Below are 21310 nucleotides of genomic sequence, written 5' to 3' on the forward strand. Positions count from 1 at the left end.
CGCCCCCCCCTTGGCAGAGCCCCATCCGCCAGCCAGCCTGTCGGAGCTGAATGGGGGAGAAGCACAAATGCGACTGGACCGGACCTGCCTGCCGGCAGATTTCGCGCGTGGCACCTTCGCCGCACGGATCATGACGCCCGAAGGCCCCTGCGTCGTCGGCCTGATCGGCGGCGCGGCCTTCGACATGACCCCCACCACCGGCACGATGGCGCGCTGGATGGAAACGGAGAATCCCGCCGCCTGCATCCGCACGCGCGGCGTGCCGATGGCGCTCGACCTCGATGCACTGCTGGCGAATTCGGCGCATGACGCGCGCGACCCCGCCAAGCCGTATCTGCTAGCACCGATCGACTTGCAGGCGGTGAAGGCGGCCGGTGTCACCTATGTGCGGTCCATGCTGGAACGCGTCATCGAGGAACGTTGCCGCGGCGATGCATCGCTCGCCGCCGCCGTGCGCATCGAGGTGCGCGCGATCATCGGCGACGACCTCGCCGCGTTGGTGCCCGGCAGCGCCGAGGCGATGCGCGTCAAGGCCGCGCTGGTCGAGAAAGGGTGGTGGAGCCAATACCTCGAAGTCGGCATCGGGCCGGATGCCGAGATCTTCACCAAATGCGCGCCGATGGCCGCGGTCGGCACCGGATCCAAGGTCGGCGTGCACCCCAATTCGCAATGGTCGAACCCGGAACCCGAGGCGGTGATGGTGGTGAACAGCCGCGGCCGCATCCAGGGGGCGGCCCTCGGCAACGACGTCAACCTGCGCGATGTGGAAGGGCGGTCCGCGCTGCTGCTCGGCCGGGCGAAGGACAACAATGCCTCGGCTGCTCTGGGACCGATGATCCGGCTGTTCGACGACGACTTCACATTGGAGGATATCCGCCAGGCCGAGATCACGCTGACCATCTCGGGCCGTGACGGCTTCGCGCTGGAGGAACGCGGCGCGGTGGGGTCGATCAGCCGCGACCCGACCGAGATCGTCGGCCAGATGATCGGCGCGCATCACCAGTATCCCGATGGCGCGGTGCTGTATCTCGGCACGCCGTTCTCGCCATCGAAGGATCGCGGCGCGGCCGGGATGGGGTTCACCCACAAGGAGGGCGACGTTGTGCGGGTGGCATCGCCGCGGCTGGGGGCACTGGTGAACGAGGTGGACCGGACGGATGAATGCCCGCCCTGGGTGTTCGGGACCGGGGCGCTGTTCGCGTCCCTGACGCGGCGCGGGTTGCCGCGGGCGTGAGGGCGGTGGGGCGTGGCACGCCGTGCGCGCGAAGGTTGGAGGGGCGCTGCCCCTCCAAGCCACCCCGCCAGGGACCATCGGGTCCCTGGACCGCGGGATTCCTGGTGATGTGCAGGGGAGGTCGCAGCTGTCCGGGATGGCGCGGCGACAGCCACCGTCGCCCGGCGCCGGGAGCAGGGTTTCCAATGGCCCCGAGTCGCTGGAATGCGAATTCCTGGTGCCTGGCACGGCGGGACGGCAATCCTGGGAAACGGCCAATGGGCGCGCCCCGCGCCCTGGCGCCCCATCGTCGTGCCCGCTCCGCGTTCCCTGCATGGCCCGACGATTGCGCCCGGCACCAGGTCGAGGTTTCCAAAGGCCTTAAGCCTTTGGCGGGGTGGTCTGGAGGGGCAGCGCCCCTCCAGGATCGCGCCCCATGAAGGAGGAAACCGGCGCGCTCGACCGCGGCGACGGCATCCGCCTCGCCTGGCGCCGTCTCGCCGGGCGCGGCGTCGGCGTGGTGTTCCTCGGCGGCTTCAATTCCGACATGACCGGCAGCAAGGCGGAATTCCTCGCGGGCTGGTGCGAGGCGCGGGGCACGCCCTTCCTGCGCTTCGATTATTCGGGCCATGGCGCCTCGGACGGCCGCTTCGTGGACGGCACCATCGGCCGCTGGGCGGATGATGCCGCCTGCGTGATCGAGGCGCTGGCGCCGGGACCGCAGGTGCTGGTGGGATCGTCCATGGGCGGCTGGATCGCGCTGCTGCTGGCCCGGCGGCGGCGGCCGCGCGCGGTCGTCGGCATCGCGCCGGCACCGGATTTCACCGAGGACCTGATTTGGGCGGAATTCCCGCCCGAGGTCCGCGCGGCGATCGAACGCGACGGTGTCTGGCAGCGTCCGAGCGAGTATGGCGCCCCCTACCCGATCACCCGTGCGCTGATCGAGGATGGGCGCGACCACCTGCTGCTGCGCGACCCGCTCGCGATCGACGTGCCGGTGCGCATCCTGCAGGGACAGCGTGACCCGGATGTACCCTGGCGCCACGCGCTGCGCATCGCCGAGGCGCTGACCGGCGCGGATGTGCGCGTTCACCTGATCAAGGACGGCGACCACCGGCTGTCGCGGCCGGCCGACCTCGCGCTACTGGGCGAGACCCTCGCGCCGCTCCTGTTCGAGAATGGCGGCTAGCCCTTCGCGATAGGTCGGATAGCGCCAGGCGATGCCAAGCGCGGCCTTGGTCGCCGCATTCGCGACGCGGCGGTTCTCCGACCAGAAGGACAGCGCCATGGGGGACATCGTCTCCCGCGCCGTCTCGAAGGGAATCGCCGGCGGCGGGGCCAGGCCAAGCAGATCCGCGGCATATCCGGTGACGGTGGCACTTTCGACCGGTTCGTCATCGACCAGATGCAGCACGCGCGGGGATGGCGCGCGGTCCTGCGCCAGGGCGGCGAGGACAGCCAGGGCAATGTCATCGCGATGGATGCGGGAGAATGCGTGGCCCGGCTTGACCACGCGTCGCGCGGTGCCGGCGCGCAGGTCGTCGAAGGCGGAACGCCCCGGGCCATAGATGCCGCCCGCCCGCATCAGGTCGAGCGCCGCGCGGCCGGCGGTGACGTCGCGCCAGGCCTGCTCGGCGGCGAGGCGGCGGCGGCTCCGCGGCTGGCCAGGCGCGGGGACGGTGGCTTCATCGACCTCGGCACCGCCGCGGTCGCCATAGACACCGGTGGTCGAGATGTAGCCGACCCAGCGCAGCGTCCCCGCCGCCAGCGCCGCCGCGAGGGCTGCGGCGTGGGTGGTGAGCACGGGATCGCCGGCTTCGGTCGGCGGGGTGGTGACGAGCAGGTGGGTGGCGGTCCGGATCGCCTCCGCGGCGGCGGCGAAGGGGATGGCCAGCGCCCTTGCATCGGGTGCGAGGCTGGCCGGGTCGCGCGCGGTGCCCGCCACGGCGCATCCGGTGGCCTTGGCTTGCCGCGCCGCTGCCCATCCCGCGTAGCCGAGACCCAACACCACAAGCATGGCCGCCTCCCTCTCAGTGGTCTGGCACGGTCCGGGCGCGGACACTAGATTGCGTTGCATGACGCCTGTCCGCCTCCTCCTGGCCGGGGTCGCGATGCTCGTCGTCGTGGCTGCGGGCGGCGCGTGGTGGTGGCTGTCCGGCCCGGCCGGTGACGAGATCCTGCCCACCCCGCCGGAGCCGCCGCGGCTGGTGGATGCGCCGGAATACGAGCGCTGCCTGCAAATGCTGGATGAGGACCCGGAGGGCGCACGGACCCTGGCCGATTCCTGGGCCATGGAAGGCGGCGGCGAGGGTGCCGCGCATTGCGCCGCGCTGGCGATGCTTTCCCTGGGCGAAGCGGAGCGCGCGGCCGAGGCGCTGGAACGCATCGCCACCCGCAGCCAGGCCGGCATCGCAGCGCGCGCGGCGGTGTTCGGACAGTCCGGCGAGGCATGGATCGCCGCGGGGCGCCCGCAGCGTGCCCATGCGGCGCTGTCGCTGGCACTGGCGTTGACGCCGGCCGATTCCGAATTGCTGACCGAACGGGCGATGGCCTCGCTGGCGCTGGATCGCCCGGCGGATGCGCTGGCCGATGTCGATCGGGTCGTGGCGGTCGAACCGACTTTGGCCGAGGCCTGGATCGTCCGGGCCTCCGCATTGCGGCGATTGGACCGGCTTGCACCGGCTGCGGAGAGCGTGGTGCAGGCGCTGCGACTTGAGAGCGACAATGTCGAGGCGCTGCTGGAACGCGGTATCATCCGCCAGGCGCAGGGCGATGCGGCCGGGGCGCGGGCGGACTGGGAACGGGTGGTCGAACTGGCACCGGACAGCGCCGCGGCCGATCTCGCCGCGCAGAATATGGCGCTGATCGAAGCCGGGCCATTGCGGCGGTAGCCGATGCGGGCGCGTCGGCACGGTGCCGACTGACGGTTCGCGAGCGCAAGGCGCGACCGCGGCCCGATCAGCAGCAGCCCCAGGCGCATGACTACATGGCGCGAAGCCAAGGCCCGCTTATGCGGGCCGCCCAGCATTCGAAGGCGCGGGAAAACTCAGCCGGCGGCCTTCGGCGCCTTCAGAAATCCAGGTCCGCGTAATGCGCCGGCGGCGTCACTCCGCTGACGCGGTCAGTCAGCAACGGACGGAAGGACGGGCGGGATTTCATCCGCGCATACCAGTCCTTGGCGGCTTCATTCAGCGACCAGTCGATGTCGCCGATGAAATCCAGCGCCGAAAGATGTGCGGCCGCCGCCAAATCGGCGAGCGTGAGTGAGGTGCCGGCGAGCCAGGGCCGCGTCTCGGCCAGCCAGCCAACATATTCGAGGTGGGGACGCAGATTGGCGTAGCCGGCGCGGATCGCCGTCGCGTCGGGATTGCCGCGGCCCATCACGCGCTTCATCTGCTTTTCGTACAGCAGGTTCATGCCGACTTCGGCGTGGAACTTGCCGTCGAACCACGCGACCAGGCGACGCACCTCGACGCGCTCGGCCAAGGTGCGGCCGAGCAGCGGCATGTCGGGATAGGCCTCGTCGAGGTATTCGCAGATCGCGGTGGAATCGGCGATGGTCAGGCCATTGTCCTCCTGCAGCACCGGAACGGTGCAGGCAGGGTTCATGGTCAGGTAATCCTCACGCCGCTCCCAGACGCGTTCGATGCGCATGTCGAACGGGATGCGCTTCTCGGCCAGGGCCAGGCGCACCTTGCGGGAGAAGGGGGAGAGGGGAAGGTGGAACAGCAGTCTCACGATGCGCTGCTTATGCCACCCGGGCCGTCCCGGCGCAAAGGCCGGCCGCATGCTTGCGGTCGCATGCCATCGCGAGGATGGGAACACTGCGGGTCATCGGCTTCGGATCGCGGCCCTGTCGCGACCCGCCAACGCCCAGCGCGACCCCGCACACACTGACAGCCACGACCGATGCACGAGTCCACGGCACCAAGGCGAGGCGGCCGGATGGTCGGCGCCCACTGCCCGAGGAATGAAAACGGCCTGTCGATCGTTGCGTTAGAGTAGGATCCGTTCGCTTTCGCTCACGCCTCCCGCCCTATGCCTTCGTTTGATCGTGTGATTCACGCCTCCGGTGATTCCAGCTGCGGCGACCTCGCTTCAAGCGACCGCCGGATCAGATCCGCCGCGCGCAGGCGAGGAAGGCGTCGGTCACCGCGCGGGTGCCGCGCAGATCCGCACCCCAGGGCTCGACATTCTCGCCCGGGAAGGTGACCTGCATGCGGTTGCCGAGGGCGAAGGCGCGGACGAAGTTGATGAAGTTGTCGAAGGCGCCGCGGTAGGAAGCCTCGATCATGTCGGGACGCGAGGTGCCGGTGTAGTTCAGTTCAGCCCGCTGCTGGTCGATGCCGATAACGATGCGCCCGGTCGCCTCCTGCCGAACGTTCCAGCTTCGGTCACCAACCTGGACAAAGCCGTGCAGGTCGCCGCTCAGGCGCTCGACCTTGATCCAGAAGAAGCGGCCCTGCGAATTGGCCTCGGTGCCCATGCCGCAGAGCGGGCCGCTGTTGCTCTGCGCGATATAGGCGACCCAGCCATTCACGGCGGAGAGGTTGCGGACCTGCTGCGCCGCGGCGGGCGCTGCCATGGCAAGGGTGGCCACCAGGGCCAAGGCAAGACGGCGCACGGCTCAATTCCCATCCTGCGATGCGCCGGATGCGCATCGGCTCGGGAACAGATTACCGCGCCGTCATGGGAACGGAAGATGGCGAGGCGCCGCCCGGTGAAGCGATTCACCGGGCGGCGTGCGTCGGGTCACTCGGCGGCGACGGCCGCCGCCTCGGCCATCGGAACCGGCAGGTACTTCAGGTATTCGCGTGGCACGACATGCCAGAAGCGGCTGCGTTCCACTGCCCATTCGTTCAGCAGGCGGGCGGCGAAGCGGCTGCCGGTTTCCGCCACATGCCGGGCGATCAGGTCGCACAGCACGCCTTCCCAATGCGGATGGGCAAGGCGGGCCCATTCCAGCGTCTCCGGGTTCACACGCACGCCGAAGGTGTCGTCGGCGTCGTAGACGAAGGCCTGGCCGCCGGTGAAGCCGGCACCGAAATTATCGCCGACCGCGCCCAGGATCGCGACGGTGCCGCCCGTCATGTATTCGCAGCCATTCGCACCCGTGCCCTCGACCACCGCGGTCGCGCCGGAATTGCGCACGGCGAAGCGCTCGCCGGCCTGGCCGGCGGCGAACAGTTCACCGGCCGTCGCACCATACAGGCATGTGTTGCCGATGATGGTGTTGTCGTTCCACACCAGCGGCGAGGACGGTGCCGGACGCACCACGATGGTGGCACCCGACAGGCCCTTGCCGACATAGTCATTGGCATCGCCGAAGACTTCGAGCTTCAGTCCGCGCACCGCGAAGGCGCCGAGCGACTGCCCCGCCGTGCCGCGCAGCCGCACGGTCAGATGGCCCGGCTGCAGCCCGGACATGCCGAACTGCCGCGTGATGCGCGACGACACCTTGGTGCCGATGGCGCGATGCGTGTTCCGGATGTTGTACTGGAGCTGCATCTTCTCGCCGTGGCGGAACAGCGCATCGGCGTCGCGGATCATCTCCGCATCCAGCGTCTCCGGCACCTCGTTGCGGCCTTCGAGCGTGCAGTAGGCAGCATGCGGGCCGGCATCGGCCTGCACCAGCAGCGGGTTGAGGTCGAGGTCGTCGAGATCCTCCGACCCGCGACTGACCTGTTGGAGCAGGTCGGTCCGGCCGATCACGTCGGTCAGCTTGCGGAAGCCGAGGGCGGCAATGATCTCGCGCACTTCCTCCGCCACGAAGGAGAACAGGTTGATCACCTTCTCCGGCGTGCCGGTGAACTTCTGGCGCAGCGCTTCATCCTGCACGCAGACGCCGACCGGGCAGGTGTTGGAATGGCACTGGCGCACCATGATGCAGCCCATCGCCACCAGCGATGCGGTGCCGATGCCGAATTCCTCGGCGCCCAGCATCGCCGCAATCACCACGTCGCGCCCGGTCTTGAGCCCGCCATCGGTGCGCAGCCGCACGCGGTGGCGCAGCCGGTTCAGCTGCAGCACCTGGTGCGTCTCGGACAACCCCATCTCCCAGGGCAGGCCGGCATATTTGATCGACGATTGCGGGGAAGCGCCGGTGCCGCCGGAATGGCCGGAGACCAGGATCGCATCGGCCTTCGCCTTGGCGACACCGGCGGCGATGGTGCCGATGCCCGAGCGTGAGACCAGCTTCACGCAGACCGACGCATCCGGGTTGATCTGCTTGAGATCGTAGATGAGCTGGGCGAGATCCTCGATCGAATAGATGTCGTGATGCGGCGGCGGGGAGATCAGCATCACCCCCGGCGTCGAATGCCGCAGCTTGGCGATCAGCCCGGTCACCTTGAAGCCGGGCAGCTGCCCGCCCTCGCCGGGCTTGGCACCCTGGGCGACCTTGATCTCGATCTCGCGGCAGTTGTTCAGGTATTCCGCTGTCACACCGAAGCGGCCGCTCGCGATCTGCTTGATGGCGGAATTGGCGTTGTCGCCGTTGGATCGCGGCTTGGCCCGCGCTGGGTCCTCACCGCCCTCGCCGCTGTCCGACCGCGCGCCAATGCGGTTCATGGCGATCGACAGCGTCTCATGCGCTTCCGGCGACAGCGCGCCGAGCGAAATGCCCGGGGCGATCAGGCGCTTGCGGATCTCGGTGATGCTCTCGACTTCCTCGAGCATCACCGGGGTGCGGCCTTCCATGCGGAAGTCCAGCAGGTCGCGCAGCGCGACCGGCGGTAGGCGCCGCACGGCCTCGGTGTAGCGCTTGTAGGTCTGGTAGCTGTCGGTCTCGACCGCCTTCTGCAGCGTGTGGATCAGGCTGCCGTCGAAGGCATGCACCTCACCCCGCCGCCGCAGCTTGTAGAGGCCACCCACCGGCAAGGCGACGGCGCCGATCTGCCAGGCCTTGTCGTGCAGCGCGAGGACACGCCGCGCGATGCCCGACAGCCCGATGCCCGAGATGCGCGACGGCGTGCCGGGGAAGAATTCCGCCACCAGCGCGCGTGACAGGCCGATCGCCTCGAAGTTCATGCCGCCGCGGTACGACGACAAGACGCCGATGCCCATCTTGGACATCACCTTCAGCAAACCCTTGTCGACCGCCTTCTTGTACTTGCCGACCGCCTGGCCGAGACCCGCATTGCCGAACAACCCCCGGCGATGGCGGTCGGCGATGCTCTCCTGCGCCAGATACGCGTTCACCGTCGTCGCACCCGCGCCGATCAGCACGGCGAAATAGTGCACATCCATGCATTCGGCCGCGCGGACGTTGAGCGAGGTGAAGGTGCGCAGCCCGTGCTTGATCAGATGCGTCTGCACCGCGCCGACGGCGAGGATCATCGGGATCGCCGCACGCTCGGCGGACTGGTCCTCATCGGTCAGGATGACATGGGCGCAGCCGGAGCGAACGCCCTCCTCCGCCTCGCGGCGGATGCGTTCGATGGCGCGGCGCAGCCCGGTCTCGCCATCCTTCACCGGCCAAGTGCAGTCCACCGTGCAGACCGTGCTGCCCATGTAGCTGCGCATCGCCTCGAACTGCGCGTTCGACAGCACCGGGCTTTCCAGCATCAGCATGTCGCACTGGGACGGGTCCTCCTCGAGGATGTTCCCGAGGTTGCCGAGCCGCGTCCGCAGCGTCATCACCCGCGTCTCGCGCAGTGAATCGATCGGCGGGTTGGTCACCTGGCTGAAGGTCTGGCGGAAATAGTGGTGCAGGCCGCGATATTGTTCCGACAGCACGGCGATCGGCGTGTCGTCGCCCATCGAACCCACCGCCTCGGCCGCATCCTCGGCCATGGGATGCAGGATGCCTTCCAGTTCCTCGAGCGTGTAGCCCATGGCGAGCTGGCGGCGACGCAGCTCCTCGGCGACCAGATGCGCGCGCTCGTCGCCTTCCGCCTTGACGATCTCGTCGATACGGGTGGTGCGCGCGGTCCACTTGCCGAAGGGCTTGCGGGCGGCCATCGCATCCTTCAGCGCCGCATCCTCGTAGAACTTCGCCTCATCCAGGTCGACGCCGATGCACTGGCCGGGGCCGACGCGGCCCTTCTGCACGATGCTGTCCTCGGCGACCTTCACCATGCCGGTCTCGGAGCCGACGATCAGCAGCCCGTCGGTCGTCACCGTGTAGCGCATGGGCCGCAGCCCGTTGCGGTCGAGCCCGCCGATCACCCAGCGGCCATCCGTCGCGGCAATCGCGGCCGGCCCATCCCAGGGTTCCATCACCGCGTTGCAGTACATGAAGAACTCGCGATGGTTCTCCGGCATGGTCGCGTTGTTGCCGGTGCTCTCGGGGATCAGCATGGCCTTGGCCATGGGCGCGTCGCGGCCGCCGCGCACCAGCAGCTCGAACACGTTGTCGAGCGTCGCGGTATCCGACCCGCCCGCCTGCACGATCGGCTTGAGGTCGTCCATGTATTCGTCGAGCAGCGGGTGGGCGAGCCGCGTCTCGTGGCTCTTCATCCAGTTGGCGTTGCCGTGCAGCGTGTTGATCTCGCCATTGTGGGCGAGCATGCGGAAGGGCTGCGCCAGGCGCCAGGTGGGGAAGGTGTTGGTGCTGTAGCGCTGGTGGTAGATGGCGAAGCGCGACACGAAGCGGACATCGAGCAGGTCCGGGTAGAATTCCGTCAGGCTCGCGGCGAGGAACATCCCCTTGTAGATGAGCGAGCGCGCCGACAGGGAGCAAAGATACAGCTCCGGGATCTGCGTGGCGATCGCCTGCTTCTCGATCCGCCGGCGGATCACGTACATGTCGCGCTCGGCGGTCTCGATGTCGCGCTGCTCGGGGTCGAAGATCAGGATCTGCTCGATCTCGGGGCGCGTCGCATTGGCCTTCTCGCCGATGCAGGCGACGTTGATCGGCACCTGGCGCCAGCCATAGATGCTGTAGCCGGCGTTGAGGATCTCGGTCTCGATGATCTGGCGGCAGCGTTCCTGCGCGCCGAGGTCGGTCTTGGGCAGGAACACCATGCCCACCGCGATGCGCCCCGGGCGCAGCCGGTCGCCGCCGCGTTCCACGACTTCGGCGAAGAAGTCCTGCGGGATCTCGATATGGATGCCCGCGCCGTCGCCGGTCTTGCCATCGGCATCGACGGCACCGCGGTGCCAGACCGCCTTCAGCGCATCGATGCCGGCCTGCACCACGTCGCGTCGCGGCTTGCCGTCCAGCGAGGCGACCAGGCCGACGCCGCAGGCATCATGCTCGGTCAGGTCGAGATGGGCTGTGTTCTCCAGCGCCGCGCGGCCGCGCGCGAAGGATTCGACGAAGTCGGAACCGGTTTCGATCTGCGACATGGTGCGTTCACTCCGCCGCGATGGCCGGGCTCTCGCCCTGGGCCTGGATGTAGCTGTGGATCTGGTCGGCGGCATCACGCCCGTCGCGGATGCCCCAGACGACCAGGGAAGCGCCGCGCACGATGTCGCCGGCGGCGAACACGCCGGGCAGCGGCGTCATCATGGTGCGGTAGTCGACCTTCAGCGTGCCCCAGCGCGTGACGGACAGCGCAGGCTCATCGAAGGCCTTGGGCAGGTCTTCCGGGTCGAAGCCGAGCGCCTTGATCACCAGTTCAGCCTGCAGGTTGAACAGCGCGCCGGGGATCGGTTCCACCTGCTGGCGGCCGGTCGCATCCGGCAGGCCGAGGTGCATGCGCTGGGCACGCACGCCCTGCACCCTGCCCTCACCGAAGAAGGCCTCGGGGCCGGCGAGCCATTCGAAGCGAACGCCTTCCTCCTCGGCGTTCTTCACCTCGCGCATGGATCCCGGCATGTTCGCCTTGTCGCGCCGATACAGGCAGGTGACGGAGGCCGCCCCCTGGCGCACCGCGGTGCGCACACAGTCCATGGCCGTATCGCCGCCGCCGACCACGACGACATGCTTGCCCGCGGCATCCAGCGCACCGGATTCGAAATCCGGCACGTCGTCGCCGAGGCCCTTGCGGTTCGACGCGATCAGGTAGTCGAGCGCCGCGACGACACCCGGCAGGTCGCCGCCCGGATTGTCGATGTCGCGCGCCTTGTAGACGCCGGTCGCGACCAGCAGCGCGACGTGCTTCGTGCGCAGCTCGGCCAGCGTGATGTCCTGGCCAACGGCGACGTTCAGGCGGAATTCGATTCCGCCATCCTCGTACTGCTTCTGCCGGCGCAGGACGATGTCCTTCTCCAGCTTGAAGTTCGGGATGCCGTAGATCATCAGGCCGCCGGCGCGGTCGTGCCGGTCATAGACGGTGACCTGGTAGCCCATGACGCGCAGGCGTTCGGCCGCCGCCATGCCGGCCGGGCCGGCACCGATGATGCCCACCGATTCCGCACGGTCCCGCACCGGCCTGGGCGGCTTGACCCAGCCCTTCTCCCAGGCGGTGTCGGTGATGTATTTTTCCACCGCGCCGATGGTGACGGACTCGAAGCCCTTCTCGATGACGCAATTGCCTTCGCACAGACGGTCCTGCGGGCAGACGCGGCCGCAGATCTCGGGGAAGGTGTTGGTCGCCGAGGCGACCTCATAGGCTTCCTCGAGCCGGCCTTCGGCGGTCAGCTTCAGCCAGTCCGGGATGTTGTTGTTCAGCGGGCAATGCACTTGGCAGAACGGCACGCCGCATTGCGAACAGCGCGAGGCCTGGTTGGATGCGGCCTCCTGCGCGAAGGGCTGGTACACCTCCGCCCAATCGGCGCGGCGCTGCCCGGCGTCGCGCTTGTCAGGCTGGCGCTGCTGCAGGCGGACGAACTGGAGCATCTTCTCGGCCATACGAACCCCCGCGGCGGCACAATTCTTGCCTAAAAACCGAACCACTCGGCGCGCGGACATGCGCAAGCGCATGATTCGCCACCGCGGTCCGGGCTGGACGTCACATACGGCATGAGAATCGACGGCGCGAGTCCTTTTTGGACCGATTGGACAGTTTTAATGTCCTAAATTCGTCGATCGCATAAGATCGCCACCTCGACGACGCCCCAACGGGCAATATATAGGTCCGATTCGGATATTTCAGCCTCCGAAGGCCGCCCGTCGCGTTCCGCCGCGCCGGTAGCGCGCGAGATAGGCAGGCACCACGGCCTCCACCGCCTTGGGCGCCAGGCCAAGTGCGCCGAACCCGGCCGCGCCCTCGGCCACGACATTGTCGCGCCCCAGCAGGATCAGCTGGTCGCGCGTCAGCGGCGGGGTCGGCAACCATTCCCCCAGGCGCGCCTGCATCGCGACGAGCCCGCCGGGCAGCGCCACCAGCGCGCGCCGCCGCTGGGTGTGCTCCAGCACGAACGCCATCACCTCCCGCATCGTCATCACCCGCGGGCCGCCGAGTTCGAACACCTTGCCCGCCACGTCGTCGCGGGTGATCGCCGCCATCACCGCATCGGCCACATCGCCGACATGGACCGGCTGGAAGCGTGTCTGCCCTTCCACCACCGGCATGAAGGGCAGCACTGCGGCCAGACCGGCGAAGCGGTTGAAGAACTGGTCATCGGGGCCGAACACCACCGATGGGCGAAGGATCGTCGCGGCCGGGAAGGCGGCGAACACCGCCTGCTCCCCTTCCGCCTTGCTGCGGGCATACAGGCTCTGGCTGCCTGAATCCGCGCCGATCGCCGACACATGCACCAACCTGGCGACGCCGGCGGCGGCGGCCAGCCTGGCGACGCGGCCCGCACCCTCCGCCTGGATGCGCTGGAAATCGCCGGGCCGGCGCTCGAACAGGATGCCGACCAGGTTCACCACCACGCTCGCACCCGCCACCGCACGGGCCACCGATGCCTCATCCGTCACCGACGCGGCGACCGGCACCACCTGCGCGACATCGCCCAGGGGCCGCAGCCTGGCGGCCTTCACCGTGTCCCGGCCGGCGACGCGGACGATGTATCCCTGCTTCGCCAGTCGCTGGACCACGTGGCGGCCGATGAAGCCCGCGCCACCGAATACCGTCGCCACCTGCCGCATCGTTGCGCACTCCATCCCAATCTGAACCCGGCCGCGGGGGATCGGGGCCACCGAACCCGGCCGTGGACCCTAGCAGACACCGTGCCGGCGCATCCGGCCAGCACGCCCATTAGGAATCGCCGACGCGCGGATGCATAAGCGCAGGAGTTCGCGCCCCAGGATTCACCGACGATGATGCTGCTCTCCCACCTCCTTCGCCGCTTCGTCCGGCGCGGCCGCCTGGTCGTTCTCGATCATGCCGGACAGGCCCATGGCTTCGGATCCGGGCAGGACGGGCCCGAGGTGACCATCCGCCTGACCGACAAGGCGGTGGAACGGGAGATCTTCCTCAATCCCGAACTGAAGACCGCCGAGGCCTACATGGATGGGCGGCTGGTCATGGAAGGCGGGGGGGCAGTCTTCGACCTGCTGTACCTGTTCTCGATCAACCGCTCGGGCCTCGCCGCGCATCCGGTGCAGCGAATGCTGCGCAGCGCCTGGCGGTCGGTGCGGCGGATCCAGCAGCGCAACCCGCTCGGCCTGGCGGCGAAGAACATCCGCCATCACTACGACATCCCGCCCGCCTTTTATCGGCTGTGGCTGGATGAGACGATGACCTATTCCTGCGCCTACTACCCGACGCCGGAGACGTCCCTGTTCGACGCGCAGATCGCCAAGCTGCGCCACATTGCCGCCAAGCTGCGGCTGGAACCGGGGATGACGGTCGCCGAGATCGGCTCGGGCTGGGGTGCGCTCGGCACCTTCCTCGCCCGAAACTACGGCGTGACCGTCACCTCGGTCACCCTCTCGCCCGAACAATGCGCGGTGGCGAAGCAGCGCGCCATCGACGAAGGCGTGGCCGACCGCGTCGATTTCCGAGAACAGGATTATCGCCTGCTGGAAGGCACCTACGACCGCGTGGTGTCGATCGCGATGATGGAGGCGATCGGCATCGACGAGTTCGACACCTATTTCCGCAAGATCAAGGCGCTGACCAAGCCGGGGGGCCATGCGCTGGTGCATTGCATCGGGCGGATGTCCCCGCCCGGCACCACAGCCCCCTTCATCCGCAAATACATCTTCCCCGGCGGCTATGTGCCGGCGCTGTCGGAGGTGTTTGCCTCGATGGAGCGCACCGGGACGTGGTGTGCCGATTGCGAGAGCCTGCGCCTGCACTACTACTGGACCATCAAGCATTGGCGCGAAGCCTATGACGCCCGCCGCGAGGAGGCCGTCGCGATGATGGGCGACCGCTTCTGCCGCATGTGGGATTTCTACCTGGCCTCGGTCGAGCTGGGCTTCCTGCACGGGTCGAATTTCGTCTTCCAGCTGCTGCTGTCCGACCGCCGCGACGACGTGCCGGTGGTGCGCGACTTCATCCAGGACGAGGAGCGCCGGCTGGCCGAAATCGGCGCACGGTAGAGGGCCGGGCGGCGCGCCACGCGAAACCGCACGAGGGGCGCTTGACGGGCCGCACGACCGCGGGTAATTCCCCGCCCCTCGCCGAAAGGCGCCGACCCCCTTGCCCAGGTGGCGGAATTGGTAGACGCGCTGGCTTCAGGTGCCAGTGACCGCAAGGTCGTGAAGGTTCGAGTCCTTTCCTGGGCACCACGACTATCAGGAGGCGAGGCGCAGAAATGGGTAGCACCCTTTTCACCCATGGCGGCGTGACCATCAGGCTGCATCGCAACGACCTGCCGGACGGGCTCGACCTCGGCCGCGTCGTCGCCATCGACACCGAGACGATGGGCCTCAACCCGCATCGCGACCGGCTGTGCCTGGTGCAGTTGTCCTCCGGCGATGGTTCGGCGCACCTGGTGCAGCTGATCCCCGAGAGCCTCGGCGGCCAGGGCTATGCGGCGCCAAACCTGCGGAAGATGCTCGCCGATCCGGCGGTGACCAAGCTGTTCCATTTCGCCCGCTTCGATGTCGCGGCGCTGTACCGGTATCTTGGCGTCACCACGGCGCCGGTGATCTGCACCAAGGTCGCGGCCAGGCTGGTGCGCACCTTCACCGACCGGCACGGGCTGAAGGATCTGTGCAAGGAATTGCTCGGCGTCGATCTGTCGAAGCAGCAGCAGACCTCCGATTGGGGCGCGCCCGACCTTTCTCCGGAACAGCTCGCCTATGCGGCGTCGGACGTGCTGCACCTGCATGCGCTGTGGGCGAAGCTGGAAGGTCTGCTGAAGCGGGAGGGTCGGCTCGACCTCGCCGAGGCCTGCTTCCGCTTCCTGCCGGCGCGTGGGAAACTTGACCTGCTGGGCTATGAGGACCCGGATATCCTTTCGCACTGAGCGCGTCCGCGGATATCCACGCCGGGCTAGGCGACGACTTGGCACGGTTTTTGATTCGATACGCTCGCTTTTGTTGACCACCGGCTGCCGGCGCACCATACAGGCACGGTGAACGCCCCTACGCCCCATCCCGATCTCGCCGTCGCGCGCCAGGTCCTGGCCCTCGAATCCGAAGCCCTTACCGCGCTGGCCGCCAGCCTCGACGACCGATTCGCCCAGGCCGTGTCGCTGCTCGGCGGCGCCTCGGGCCGCGTCGTCGTGTCCGGCATGGGCAAGTCGGGCCATGTCGCGCGCAAGATCGCCGCGACGCTCGCTTCCACCGGCACCCCCGCGCTGTTCGTCCACCCCGCCGAGGCCTCCCATGGCGACCTTGGCATGATCGTCGCCGGCGACGCCGTGCTGGCCCTGTCCAATTCAGGGGAAACACCGGAACTCGCCGACCTGGTCGGCCATGCCAAGCGCTTCGCGCTGCCCCTGGTCGGCATCACCGGCCGGCCGGGCAGCACGCTGGCCCGTGCCGCCGACGTGGCGCTGGTGCTGCCGGAAGCGCCGGAGGCCTGTCCGATGGGCCTCGCCCCCACCACATCCACCACCATGCAACTGGCCCTGGGCGATTCCATCGCGGTGGCGCTGCTGACGCGGCGCGGCTTCACCGCCGCCGATTTCCGCGTCTTCCACCCCGGCGGCAAGCTCGGCGCGCGGCTGTCGCGCGTGCGCGACCTGATGCATGGCGCGGCCGAACTGCCGCTCGCCCCGCCCGATACGCGCATGGATGCGGCGATCGTGGCGATGACCGCGCGGCGCTTCGGCTGCCTTGGCGTGCAAGGCGCGGATGGGGCGCTGCTCGGCATCATCACCGATGGCGACCTGCGCCGCAGCCTCGAGGCGGGGGGCGGCGACGCCCTGCTGACCCGCCGTGCCGCCGATGTGATGACGCGTGCGCCGCGCACCGTGGGACCGGACACGCTGGCCGCCGAGGCCCTGCACATCATGAACACCCGCGCCATCACCACCCTGTTCGTGGTGGATGACGAGGCACGGCCGGTCGGCATCCTGCACATCCACGACCTTCTGCGTGCCGGTGTCGCATGAGCGGGCGGGACGATCCGCGCCCCGCGCCGGCCGTCCCGCTGCGCGTGACGGAACGCGCCGTCCTCGGTGCCTCGCGCCACATGCTGCCGCCGTCTCGGCGGCGTTGGATGCCCTCGGCCGGCCAGATCGCGCGCCGGCGGATCGTCGTGCAACTGGCCAAGTGGCTGCTGCCGCTGGCGGGCGTCGGCCTGCTGGTGGCGATCGCCGTCTGGCCTGAACTCGACCGGATGGAGGACCGGGCCCGCGTCTCCTTCCGCCGCGTCATCCAGGCGGCACCCGAGGCGGTGCGCCTGGTCGAACCCCGCTACCAGGGGCTCGACGAACAGAACCGGCCCTTCACCGTCACGGCCTATGTCGCCACCCAGACGGAGAATCCGGACATCGTCGACCTCGAACGCCCGCGCGCCGACGTGACGCTGACTGACGGCACCTGGGTTCTGCTCGAATCCGAACAAGGGCGCTTCGACAAGGCGCTGCATCGGCTCGACCTGTGGGGCGAGGTCACGCTGTGGCAGGATGGCGGCAACCTGCTGGTTACCGCCGCCGCCGAGGTGTTGCTGCAGGAAGGCTCGGCATCTGGAGACAAGCCCGTTGCCGCGCAGGGGCCATTCGGCACGCTGGTCAGCGAAGGCTTCCGCCTGACCGAGCGCGGCCAGGTCGTGATCTTCACCGGGCGCTCCCGCGCCGTTCTGGAGGGCGGGCAGTGAGTGCCACCACGCGTCGGACCATTCTGGGCCTCGCGGCCACGTTGCTGTCCTGCGCGGCGATTGCGCAGGGTATCGACCTGAGTCAGGGCGGCCCGATCGAAGTCACCTCGGTCGATGGCATCGAATGGCGCCAGCAGGACCAGGTGGTGATCGCCCGCGGCGAGGCGCGTGCCACGCGCGGCGGTGTCACGGTCGAGGCAGACCGCCTGCTCGCCCGCTATCGCCCGCGCGGCGGGGAGGCCGCCAGCGCGCCGCGCCCGCCCAGCGAAAGCCCCGCCGGCGGCGGCGAGATCTGGCGGCTGGAAGCCGAGGGCAACGTCGTCGTCACCTCGGCGACCGACCGGGCCGAGGGCGACCGCGCCGTCTATGACATGGACCAGGCGGTCATGGTGATGACCGGCGGCAATCTGCGCCTGGTTTCGACCGACAACACGCTGACCGCGCGCGACAGCATCGAATACTGGGCGCAGCGCCGCATGGCGGTGGCGCGCGGCAATGCCGTGGTGGTGACGAATGACGGGCGGCGCGTGCGCGCCGACACCCTGGTTGCCTATTTCGTCGAGAACGCCGCACCCGGCGCCACGGCAGGCGCGGCGCGCACGCCGCGAGCCCAGCCGGCCGCCACCGGGCTGCCGGGCCAGCCACCGGGCGAGCAATCCTCGATCGAACGCGTCGAGGCCTATGGCAACGTCGATATCCGCACCGCCGAGGAAGTCGTGCGCGGCGACCGCGGCGTCTACAATCCCAATTCCGGACTGGCGCGGTTGCTTGGCAATGTGCGCATCACCCGTGGAGACAATACCCTGACCGGCCAGGAAGCCATCGTGAACATGAAGACCGGCGTCGCGCGCCTTGTCTCGGCACCGGGCGCGCGCGTGCAGGGCCTCGTCGTACCGCAGCAGGGCCAGCCCACGCCCGGCCCGCAGCCCTCTCCGCAGCCGGAGGCGCCGCGATGAGCGAATCCCTGCGAGTCGTCGAAGGGGCCGCGCCCACCGGCGGGTTGGTCGCCCGTGGCCTCGGCAAGCGCTACAAGAAGCGCCCGGTCGTGCGCAACGTGTCGATCTCGGTCAAGCGCGGGGAGGCGGTCGGCCTGCTCGGCCCGAACGGCGCCGGCAAGACCACGACCTTCTACATGATCACCGGCCTGGTGCAGCCCGATGAGGGCCAGGTGGTGATGGACGGGCACGACGTCACCACGCTGCCGATGTACCGCCGCGCGCGGCTCGGCCTGGGGTACCTGCCGCAGGAAGCCTCGATCTTTCGCGGCCTGAATGTCGAGGACAACATCCGCGCCGCGCTCGAAGTGGTCGAGCCGCTGCGCGACCGGCGCGAACAGATGCTCGATGCGCTGCTCGCCGAATTCGGCATCTCCCATCTGCGCCGCGCGCCCGCCCTCGCGCTGTCGGGTGGTGAACGGCGCCGCTGCGAAATCGCCCGCGCGCTGGCGACGCATCCTTCCTACATCCTGCTCGACGAACCGCTGGCCGGCATCGACCCGATCGCGGTCGGCGAGATCCGCGACCTGGTCAAGCATCTGAAGGATCGCGGCATCGGCGTGCTGATCACCGACCATAACGTCCGCGAGACGCTGGAGATCATCGACCGCGCCTATATCCTGCACGACGGCCAGGTGCTGATGGAGGGCAGCCCGCGCGACATCGTCGCGCATGAAGGGGTGCGCCGCGTCTACCTCGGCGAAAGGTTCAGTCTGTAACTTGCCCATCGTGGTCGCAACAGAACCCCGGGGTCCACGGCGCAGGGCCGCTTCGTGCCCGGCGGCGTGGCGCGTCTGAGCATGTCGATCGGCCCGCGTCTCGACCTGCGCCATTCGCAGCAGCTGGTGATGACGCCTCAGCTGCGCCAGGCGATCAAGCTGCTGCAATCCTCCAACATCGAGGTCACGTCCTTCGTCGAGGAGGAACTCGAACGCAATCCGCTGCTGGAGCGCGATGAGCGCACCACGCCCGGCCCCGACGCCGGCCGCGCCACCGACCCGCTGCCCGCACCGGCGGAAGCACCGGATGCGGCCGCGGCCGCATCGTCGGACGTGCTGCCGAACGAGAATGCCGCGCCGCTCGATGCCGAATGGGACAATGTCTACGACAGCGGCAGCCCGCCGATCGGCCGCGGCGGGCGGGCCGATTTCGACGACGACCTGTCCGGCATCGACGCCATGGCCGCGCCGGAGAAGAACCTGCGCGAGCATATCGGCGAGCAGGTGCGGCTGACCTTCGAAACACCGCGAGACCGCATGATCGCGGCGAACCTGCTGGCGCTGGTGGATCCCGCTGGGCGGCTGACGGTGCTCGACGGCACCATCGCCGCGGCGCTTGGCTGCGATGAGGCCGTGGTGACCGCCGTGCGGCAGCGCATGCAGCGTTTCGACCCGGTCGGAATGTTCTGCGCCGACCTGCGCGAATGCCTGATGGTGCAGTTGCAGGACCGCAACCGTTTCGACCCGGCGATGGCGGCACTTCTCGACAACCTCGACATGCTGGCGCGGCGCGACCTGCGCGGGTTGCAACGCGTCTGCGGCGTGGATGGCGAGGACATCACCGAGATGGTGGCCGAGCTCAGGCGGCTCGACCCCAAGCCCGGCGCCAGTTTCGATGCGCCGCCGGCGATGACCCTGGTGCCCGACGTGCTGATGCGCCGCGGCCCCGCCGATGACTGGATCATCGAACTGAACCCCGAGACGCTGCCCCGCGTGCTGATCAATCGCGGCTTCCACGCGCGCGCCGTGGTGGGTGCGAAGTCACGTGACGAGAAGGCCTGGGTTGCCGAGCGTTTCCAGACCGCGTCATGGCTGGTGAAGTCGCTGGAGCAGCGGGCCAACACCATCCTCAAGGTCTCGGCCGAGATCGTGCGCCGGCAGGACGGTTTCTTCCGCCACGGCGTCGCGCATCTGCGCCCGCTGATCCTGCGCGACGTGGCCGAGGAGGTCGGGATGCACGAAAGCACCGTGTCCCGCGTCACCTCCAACAAGGCGATCGCGACGCCCCGCGGCACCTTCGAGCTCAAATACTTCTTCACCACCGCCATCGCCGGCACGATGGGCGGGGAATCGGTCAGCGCCGAGGCCGTGCGGCACCGCATCAAGGCCATGGTCGATGGCGAAGGCCCGGCCGATATCCTGTCGGATGACGCGATCGTTGAACGGCTGCGCACGGAAGGCGTGGACATTGCCCGCCGGACCGTGGCCAAATACCGCGATGCGCTGCGGATACCATCTTCGGTGCAGCGCAAAAGGGAGAAGGCCGTCCCGGCCTGATCCGACCTTGCCTGGGCGGCCCGCGCGGAGGATGCGGACCGGCTGATGGTCGCCACGGGGCGGCCCCTCCCCTTCACTAGAGGAAGGAGGGCAAAGCCCCATGCATGTCACTGTCGCAGGCAAGCAGGTCGAAACCGGCGAAGCGCTGAAGGTCCATGTGCGCGATGGCCTGGATGCCATCACGCGCAAATACTTCGACCACGCGTTGGAAGCCAATGTCACCTTCCATCGCTCGCGCGCGCATTTCGCTTGCGACATCAATCTCAAGGCTGGTCGAGGGCTGACCATGCGGGCCGAGGGCGAAGGCCCCGACGCCCATCGCGCCTTCGAGGAAGCGGCCGAGCACTTGGCCAAGCGCCTGCGCCGGTATCGCCGGCGCATGAACGAGCACTCCCGTTCCTTCGCACCGGGCCGCGAGGCCGAAGAACCGGCTGGCCGCGAACGCGTGCTGCAGGCCATCGAGGAGGAGGGCGAGGAACCCGCCGCCGTGAACGGTGCCGACCACGGCGCCATCATCGCCGAGCACCCGACCGACATCTCCCTGATGACGGTGGGCGAGGCGGTGATGCGCATGGACCTCGGCCACGTTCCGGTGCTGATGTTCCGCAACAAGGCCACCCGCGCACTGAACGTCGTCTATCGGCGTGGCGACGGGCATGTGGGGGGGCTCGACCCCGGGGCGGTTTGACAGGCCGGCGCATGATGGCTTCGCGCTGCTGATCGGAGAGGGGCGCTGCCCCTCTCCGAACCTCTCCCCGCCAGGGGGCTGCGGCCCCCTGGACCGTGGGGATCTGGTGCCGGGCGCGAGTGCCGCTTTGACGGGGCGTAGCA

Annotated in this window: 17 protein-coding genes and 1 tRNA gene; 12 read left to right on the forward strand and 6 right to left on the reverse strand. The window is 68.9% G+C overall.

Features of this window, described 5'->3' with window-relative positions; translation table 11 throughout:
- Positions 1-67 precede the first annotated feature (67 nt).
- Entirely contained in the window at positions 68-1234 is a 1167-nt protein-coding gene (locus AAFN86_RS14815; RefSeq protein ID WP_347544124.1) for a fumarylacetoacetate hydrolase family protein, read from the forward strand.
- 415 nt (positions 1235-1649) lie between these two features.
- Positions 1650-2402: an alpha/beta hydrolase gene (locus tag AAFN86_RS14820; protein WP_347544125.1), complete on the forward strand. Its 753-nt coding sequence runs from the start codon at positions 1650-1652 to the stop codon at positions 2400-2402.
- Here AAFN86_RS14820 and AAFN86_RS14825 read toward each other — a convergent pair.
- Positions 2355-3230, reverse strand: a complete 876-nt coding sequence (locus tag AAFN86_RS14825) for an SDR family NAD(P)-dependent oxidoreductase (protein ID WP_347544126.1) — start codon at positions 3228-3230, stop codon at positions 2355-2357. The two genes, AAFN86_RS14820 and AAFN86_RS14825, sit on opposite strands and share 48 nt — an antisense overlap.
- 58 nt (positions 3231-3288) lie before the next feature.
- Here AAFN86_RS14825 and AAFN86_RS14830 point away from each other — a divergent pair, with 58 nt between their 5' ends.
- Entirely contained in the window at positions 3289-4104 is an 816-nt protein-coding gene (locus AAFN86_RS14830) for a hypothetical protein (protein WP_347544127.1), read from the forward strand.
- Between the two features lie 178 nt (positions 4105-4282).
- Here AAFN86_RS14830 and AAFN86_RS14835 read toward each other — a convergent pair whose 3' ends face one another.
- The 5 genes from AAFN86_RS14835 to AAFN86_RS14855 all read right to left on the reverse strand — a co-directional run bounded on the left by AAFN86_RS14835 (position 4283) and on the right by AAFN86_RS14855 (position 13136).
- The gene (locus tag AAFN86_RS14835) at positions 4283-4951 is read right to left on the reverse strand and encodes a glutathione S-transferase family protein (protein ID WP_347544128.1); all 669 of its coding nucleotides are present in this window, start codon (positions 4949-4951) and stop codon (positions 4283-4285) included.
- A 376-nt stretch (positions 4952-5327) separates the two neighbouring features.
- Positions 5328-5837, reverse strand: coding sequence for a hypothetical protein (locus tag AAFN86_RS14840; RefSeq protein WP_347544129.1), 510 nt, complete (start codon positions 5835-5837; stop codon positions 5328-5330).
- A 128-nt stretch (positions 5838-5965) separates the two neighbouring features.
- Positions 5966-10504: a glutamate synthase large subunit gene (gltB, locus tag AAFN86_RS14845; protein WP_347544130.1), complete on the reverse strand. Its 4539-nt coding sequence runs from the start codon at positions 10502-10504 to the stop codon at positions 5966-5968.
- A gap of 7 nt (positions 10505-10511) precedes the next feature.
- Positions 10512-11951, reverse strand: coding sequence for an NAD(P)-dependent oxidoreductase (locus AAFN86_RS14850; protein ID WP_347544131.1), 1440 nt, complete (start codon positions 11949-11951; stop codon positions 10512-10514).
- 240 nt (positions 11952-12191) lie between these two features.
- Positions 12192-13136: a complex I NDUFA9 subunit family protein gene (locus AAFN86_RS14855; RefSeq protein ID WP_347544132.1), complete on the reverse strand. Its 945-nt coding sequence runs from the start codon at positions 13134-13136 to the stop codon at positions 12192-12194.
- 171 nt (positions 13137-13307) lie between these two features.
- Between AAFN86_RS14855 and AAFN86_RS14860 the strand changes: the two genes are divergently transcribed.
- From AAFN86_RS14860 to hpf, 9 genes are all read left to right on the forward strand, one after another.
- On the forward strand, positions 13308-14537 hold the full coding sequence (locus tag AAFN86_RS14860) for a cyclopropane-fatty-acyl-phospholipid synthase family protein (protein ID WP_347544133.1): 1230 nt from the start codon (positions 13308-13310) through the stop codon (positions 14535-14537).
- Between the two features lie 102 nt (positions 14538-14639).
- Positions 14640-14726: transfer RNA gene (locus AAFN86_RS14865), tRNA-Leu, on the forward strand.
- Between the two features lie 26 nt (positions 14727-14752).
- Positions 14753-15409 carry a ribonuclease H-like domain-containing protein gene (locus tag AAFN86_RS14870; protein WP_347544134.1) on the forward strand — a complete coding sequence of 219 codons (657 nt, stop codon included), beginning with the start codon at positions 14753-14755 and terminating at the stop codon, positions 15407-15409.
- Between the two features lie 108 nt (positions 15410-15517).
- Positions 15518-16501, forward strand: a complete 984-nt coding sequence (locus AAFN86_RS14875; protein ID WP_347544135.1) for a KpsF/GutQ family sugar-phosphate isomerase — start codon at positions 15518-15520, stop codon at positions 16499-16501.
- Entirely contained in the window at positions 16498-17208 is a 711-nt protein-coding gene (lptC, locus tag AAFN86_RS14880; protein WP_347544136.1) for an LPS export ABC transporter periplasmic protein LptC, read from the forward strand. The genes AAFN86_RS14875 and lptC overlap by 4 nt, the downstream gene beginning before the upstream one ends.
- Complete coding sequence (locus tag AAFN86_RS14885; protein ID WP_347544137.1) at positions 17205-18164, forward strand: LptA/OstA family protein; 960 nt, start codon at positions 17205-17207, stop codon at positions 18162-18164. The genes lptC and AAFN86_RS14885 overlap by 4 nt, the downstream gene beginning before the upstream one ends.
- Positions 18161-18922, forward strand: a complete 762-nt coding sequence (gene lptB / locus AAFN86_RS14890; protein WP_347544138.1) for an LPS export ABC transporter ATP-binding protein — start codon at positions 18161-18163, stop codon at positions 18920-18922. Before AAFN86_RS14885 ends, lptB begins: the two co-directional genes overlap by 4 nt.
- An 81-nt stretch (positions 18923-19003) precedes the next feature.
- Complete coding sequence (gene rpoN, locus AAFN86_RS14895; protein ID WP_347544139.1) at positions 19004-20479, forward strand: RNA polymerase factor sigma-54; 1476 nt, start codon at positions 19004-19006, stop codon at positions 20477-20479.
- A gap of 100 nt (positions 20480-20579) precedes the next feature.
- A complete protein-coding gene (gene hpf, locus AAFN86_RS14900; RefSeq protein ID WP_347544140.1) occupies positions 20580-21167 on the forward strand; it encodes a ribosome hibernation-promoting factor, HPF/YfiA family in 588 nt (195 codons plus the stop codon).
- The last annotated feature ends 143 nt before the right edge of the window (positions 21168-21310 follow it).

The sequence above is a fragment of the Roseomonas sp. CAU 1739 genome, from assembly GCF_039839775.1.
In the GTDB taxonomy this organism is placed as follows: Bacteria; Pseudomonadota; Alphaproteobacteria; order Acetobacterales; family Acetobacteraceae; genus Neoroseomonas.

What these genes read in the sequence shown, in the direction of transcription:
- AAFN86_RS14815 (WP_347544124.1), top strand. Translation starts at nt 68, where the DNA reads ATGCGACTGGACCGGACCTGCCTGCCGGCAGATTTCGCGCGTGGCACC.
- AAFN86_RS14820 (WP_347544125.1), top strand. Translation starts at nt 1,650, where the DNA reads ATGAAGGAGGAAACCGGCGCGCTCGACCGCGGCGACGGCATCCGCCTC.
- AAFN86_RS14825 (WP_347544126.1), bottom strand. Translation starts at nt 3,230, where the DNA reads ATGCTTGTGGTGTTGGGTCTCGGCTACGCGGGATGGGCAGCGGCGCGG.
- AAFN86_RS14830 (WP_347544127.1), top strand. Translation starts at nt 3,289, where the DNA reads ATGACGCCTGTCCGCCTCCTCCTGGCCGGGGTCGCGATGCTCGTCGTC.
- gltB (WP_347544130.1), bottom strand. Translation starts at nt 10,504, where the DNA reads ATGTCGCAGATCGAAACCGGTTCCGACTTCGTCGAATCCTTCGCGCGC.
- AAFN86_RS14850 (WP_347544131.1), bottom strand. Translation starts at nt 11,951, where the DNA reads ATGGCCGAGAAGATGCTCCAGTTCGTCCGCCTGCAGCAGCGCCAGCCT.
- AAFN86_RS14855 (WP_347544132.1), bottom strand. Translation starts at nt 13,136, where the DNA reads ATGCGGCAGGTGGCGACGGTATTCGGTGGCGCGGGCTTCATCGGCCGC.
- AAFN86_RS14860 (WP_347544133.1), top strand. Translation starts at nt 13,308, where the DNA reads ATGATGCTGCTCTCCCACCTCCTTCGCCGCTTCGTCCGGCGCGGCCGC.
- AAFN86_RS14870 (WP_347544134.1), top strand. Translation starts at nt 14,753, where the DNA reads ATGGGTAGCACCCTTTTCACCCATGGCGGCGTGACCATCAGGCTGCAT.
- lptC (WP_347544136.1), top strand. Translation starts at nt 16,498, where the DNA reads ATGAGCGGGCGGGACGATCCGCGCCCCGCGCCGGCCGTCCCGCTGCGC.
- lptB (WP_347544138.1), top strand. Translation starts at nt 18,161, where the DNA reads ATGAGCGAATCCCTGCGAGTCGTCGAAGGGGCCGCGCCCACCGGCGGG.
- rpoN (WP_347544139.1), top strand. Translation starts at nt 19,004, where the DNA reads ATGTCGATCGGCCCGCGTCTCGACCTGCGCCATTCGCAGCAGCTGGTG.
- hpf (WP_347544140.1), top strand. Translation starts at nt 20,580, where the DNA reads ATGCATGTCACTGTCGCAGGCAAGCAGGTCGAAACCGGCGAAGCGCTG.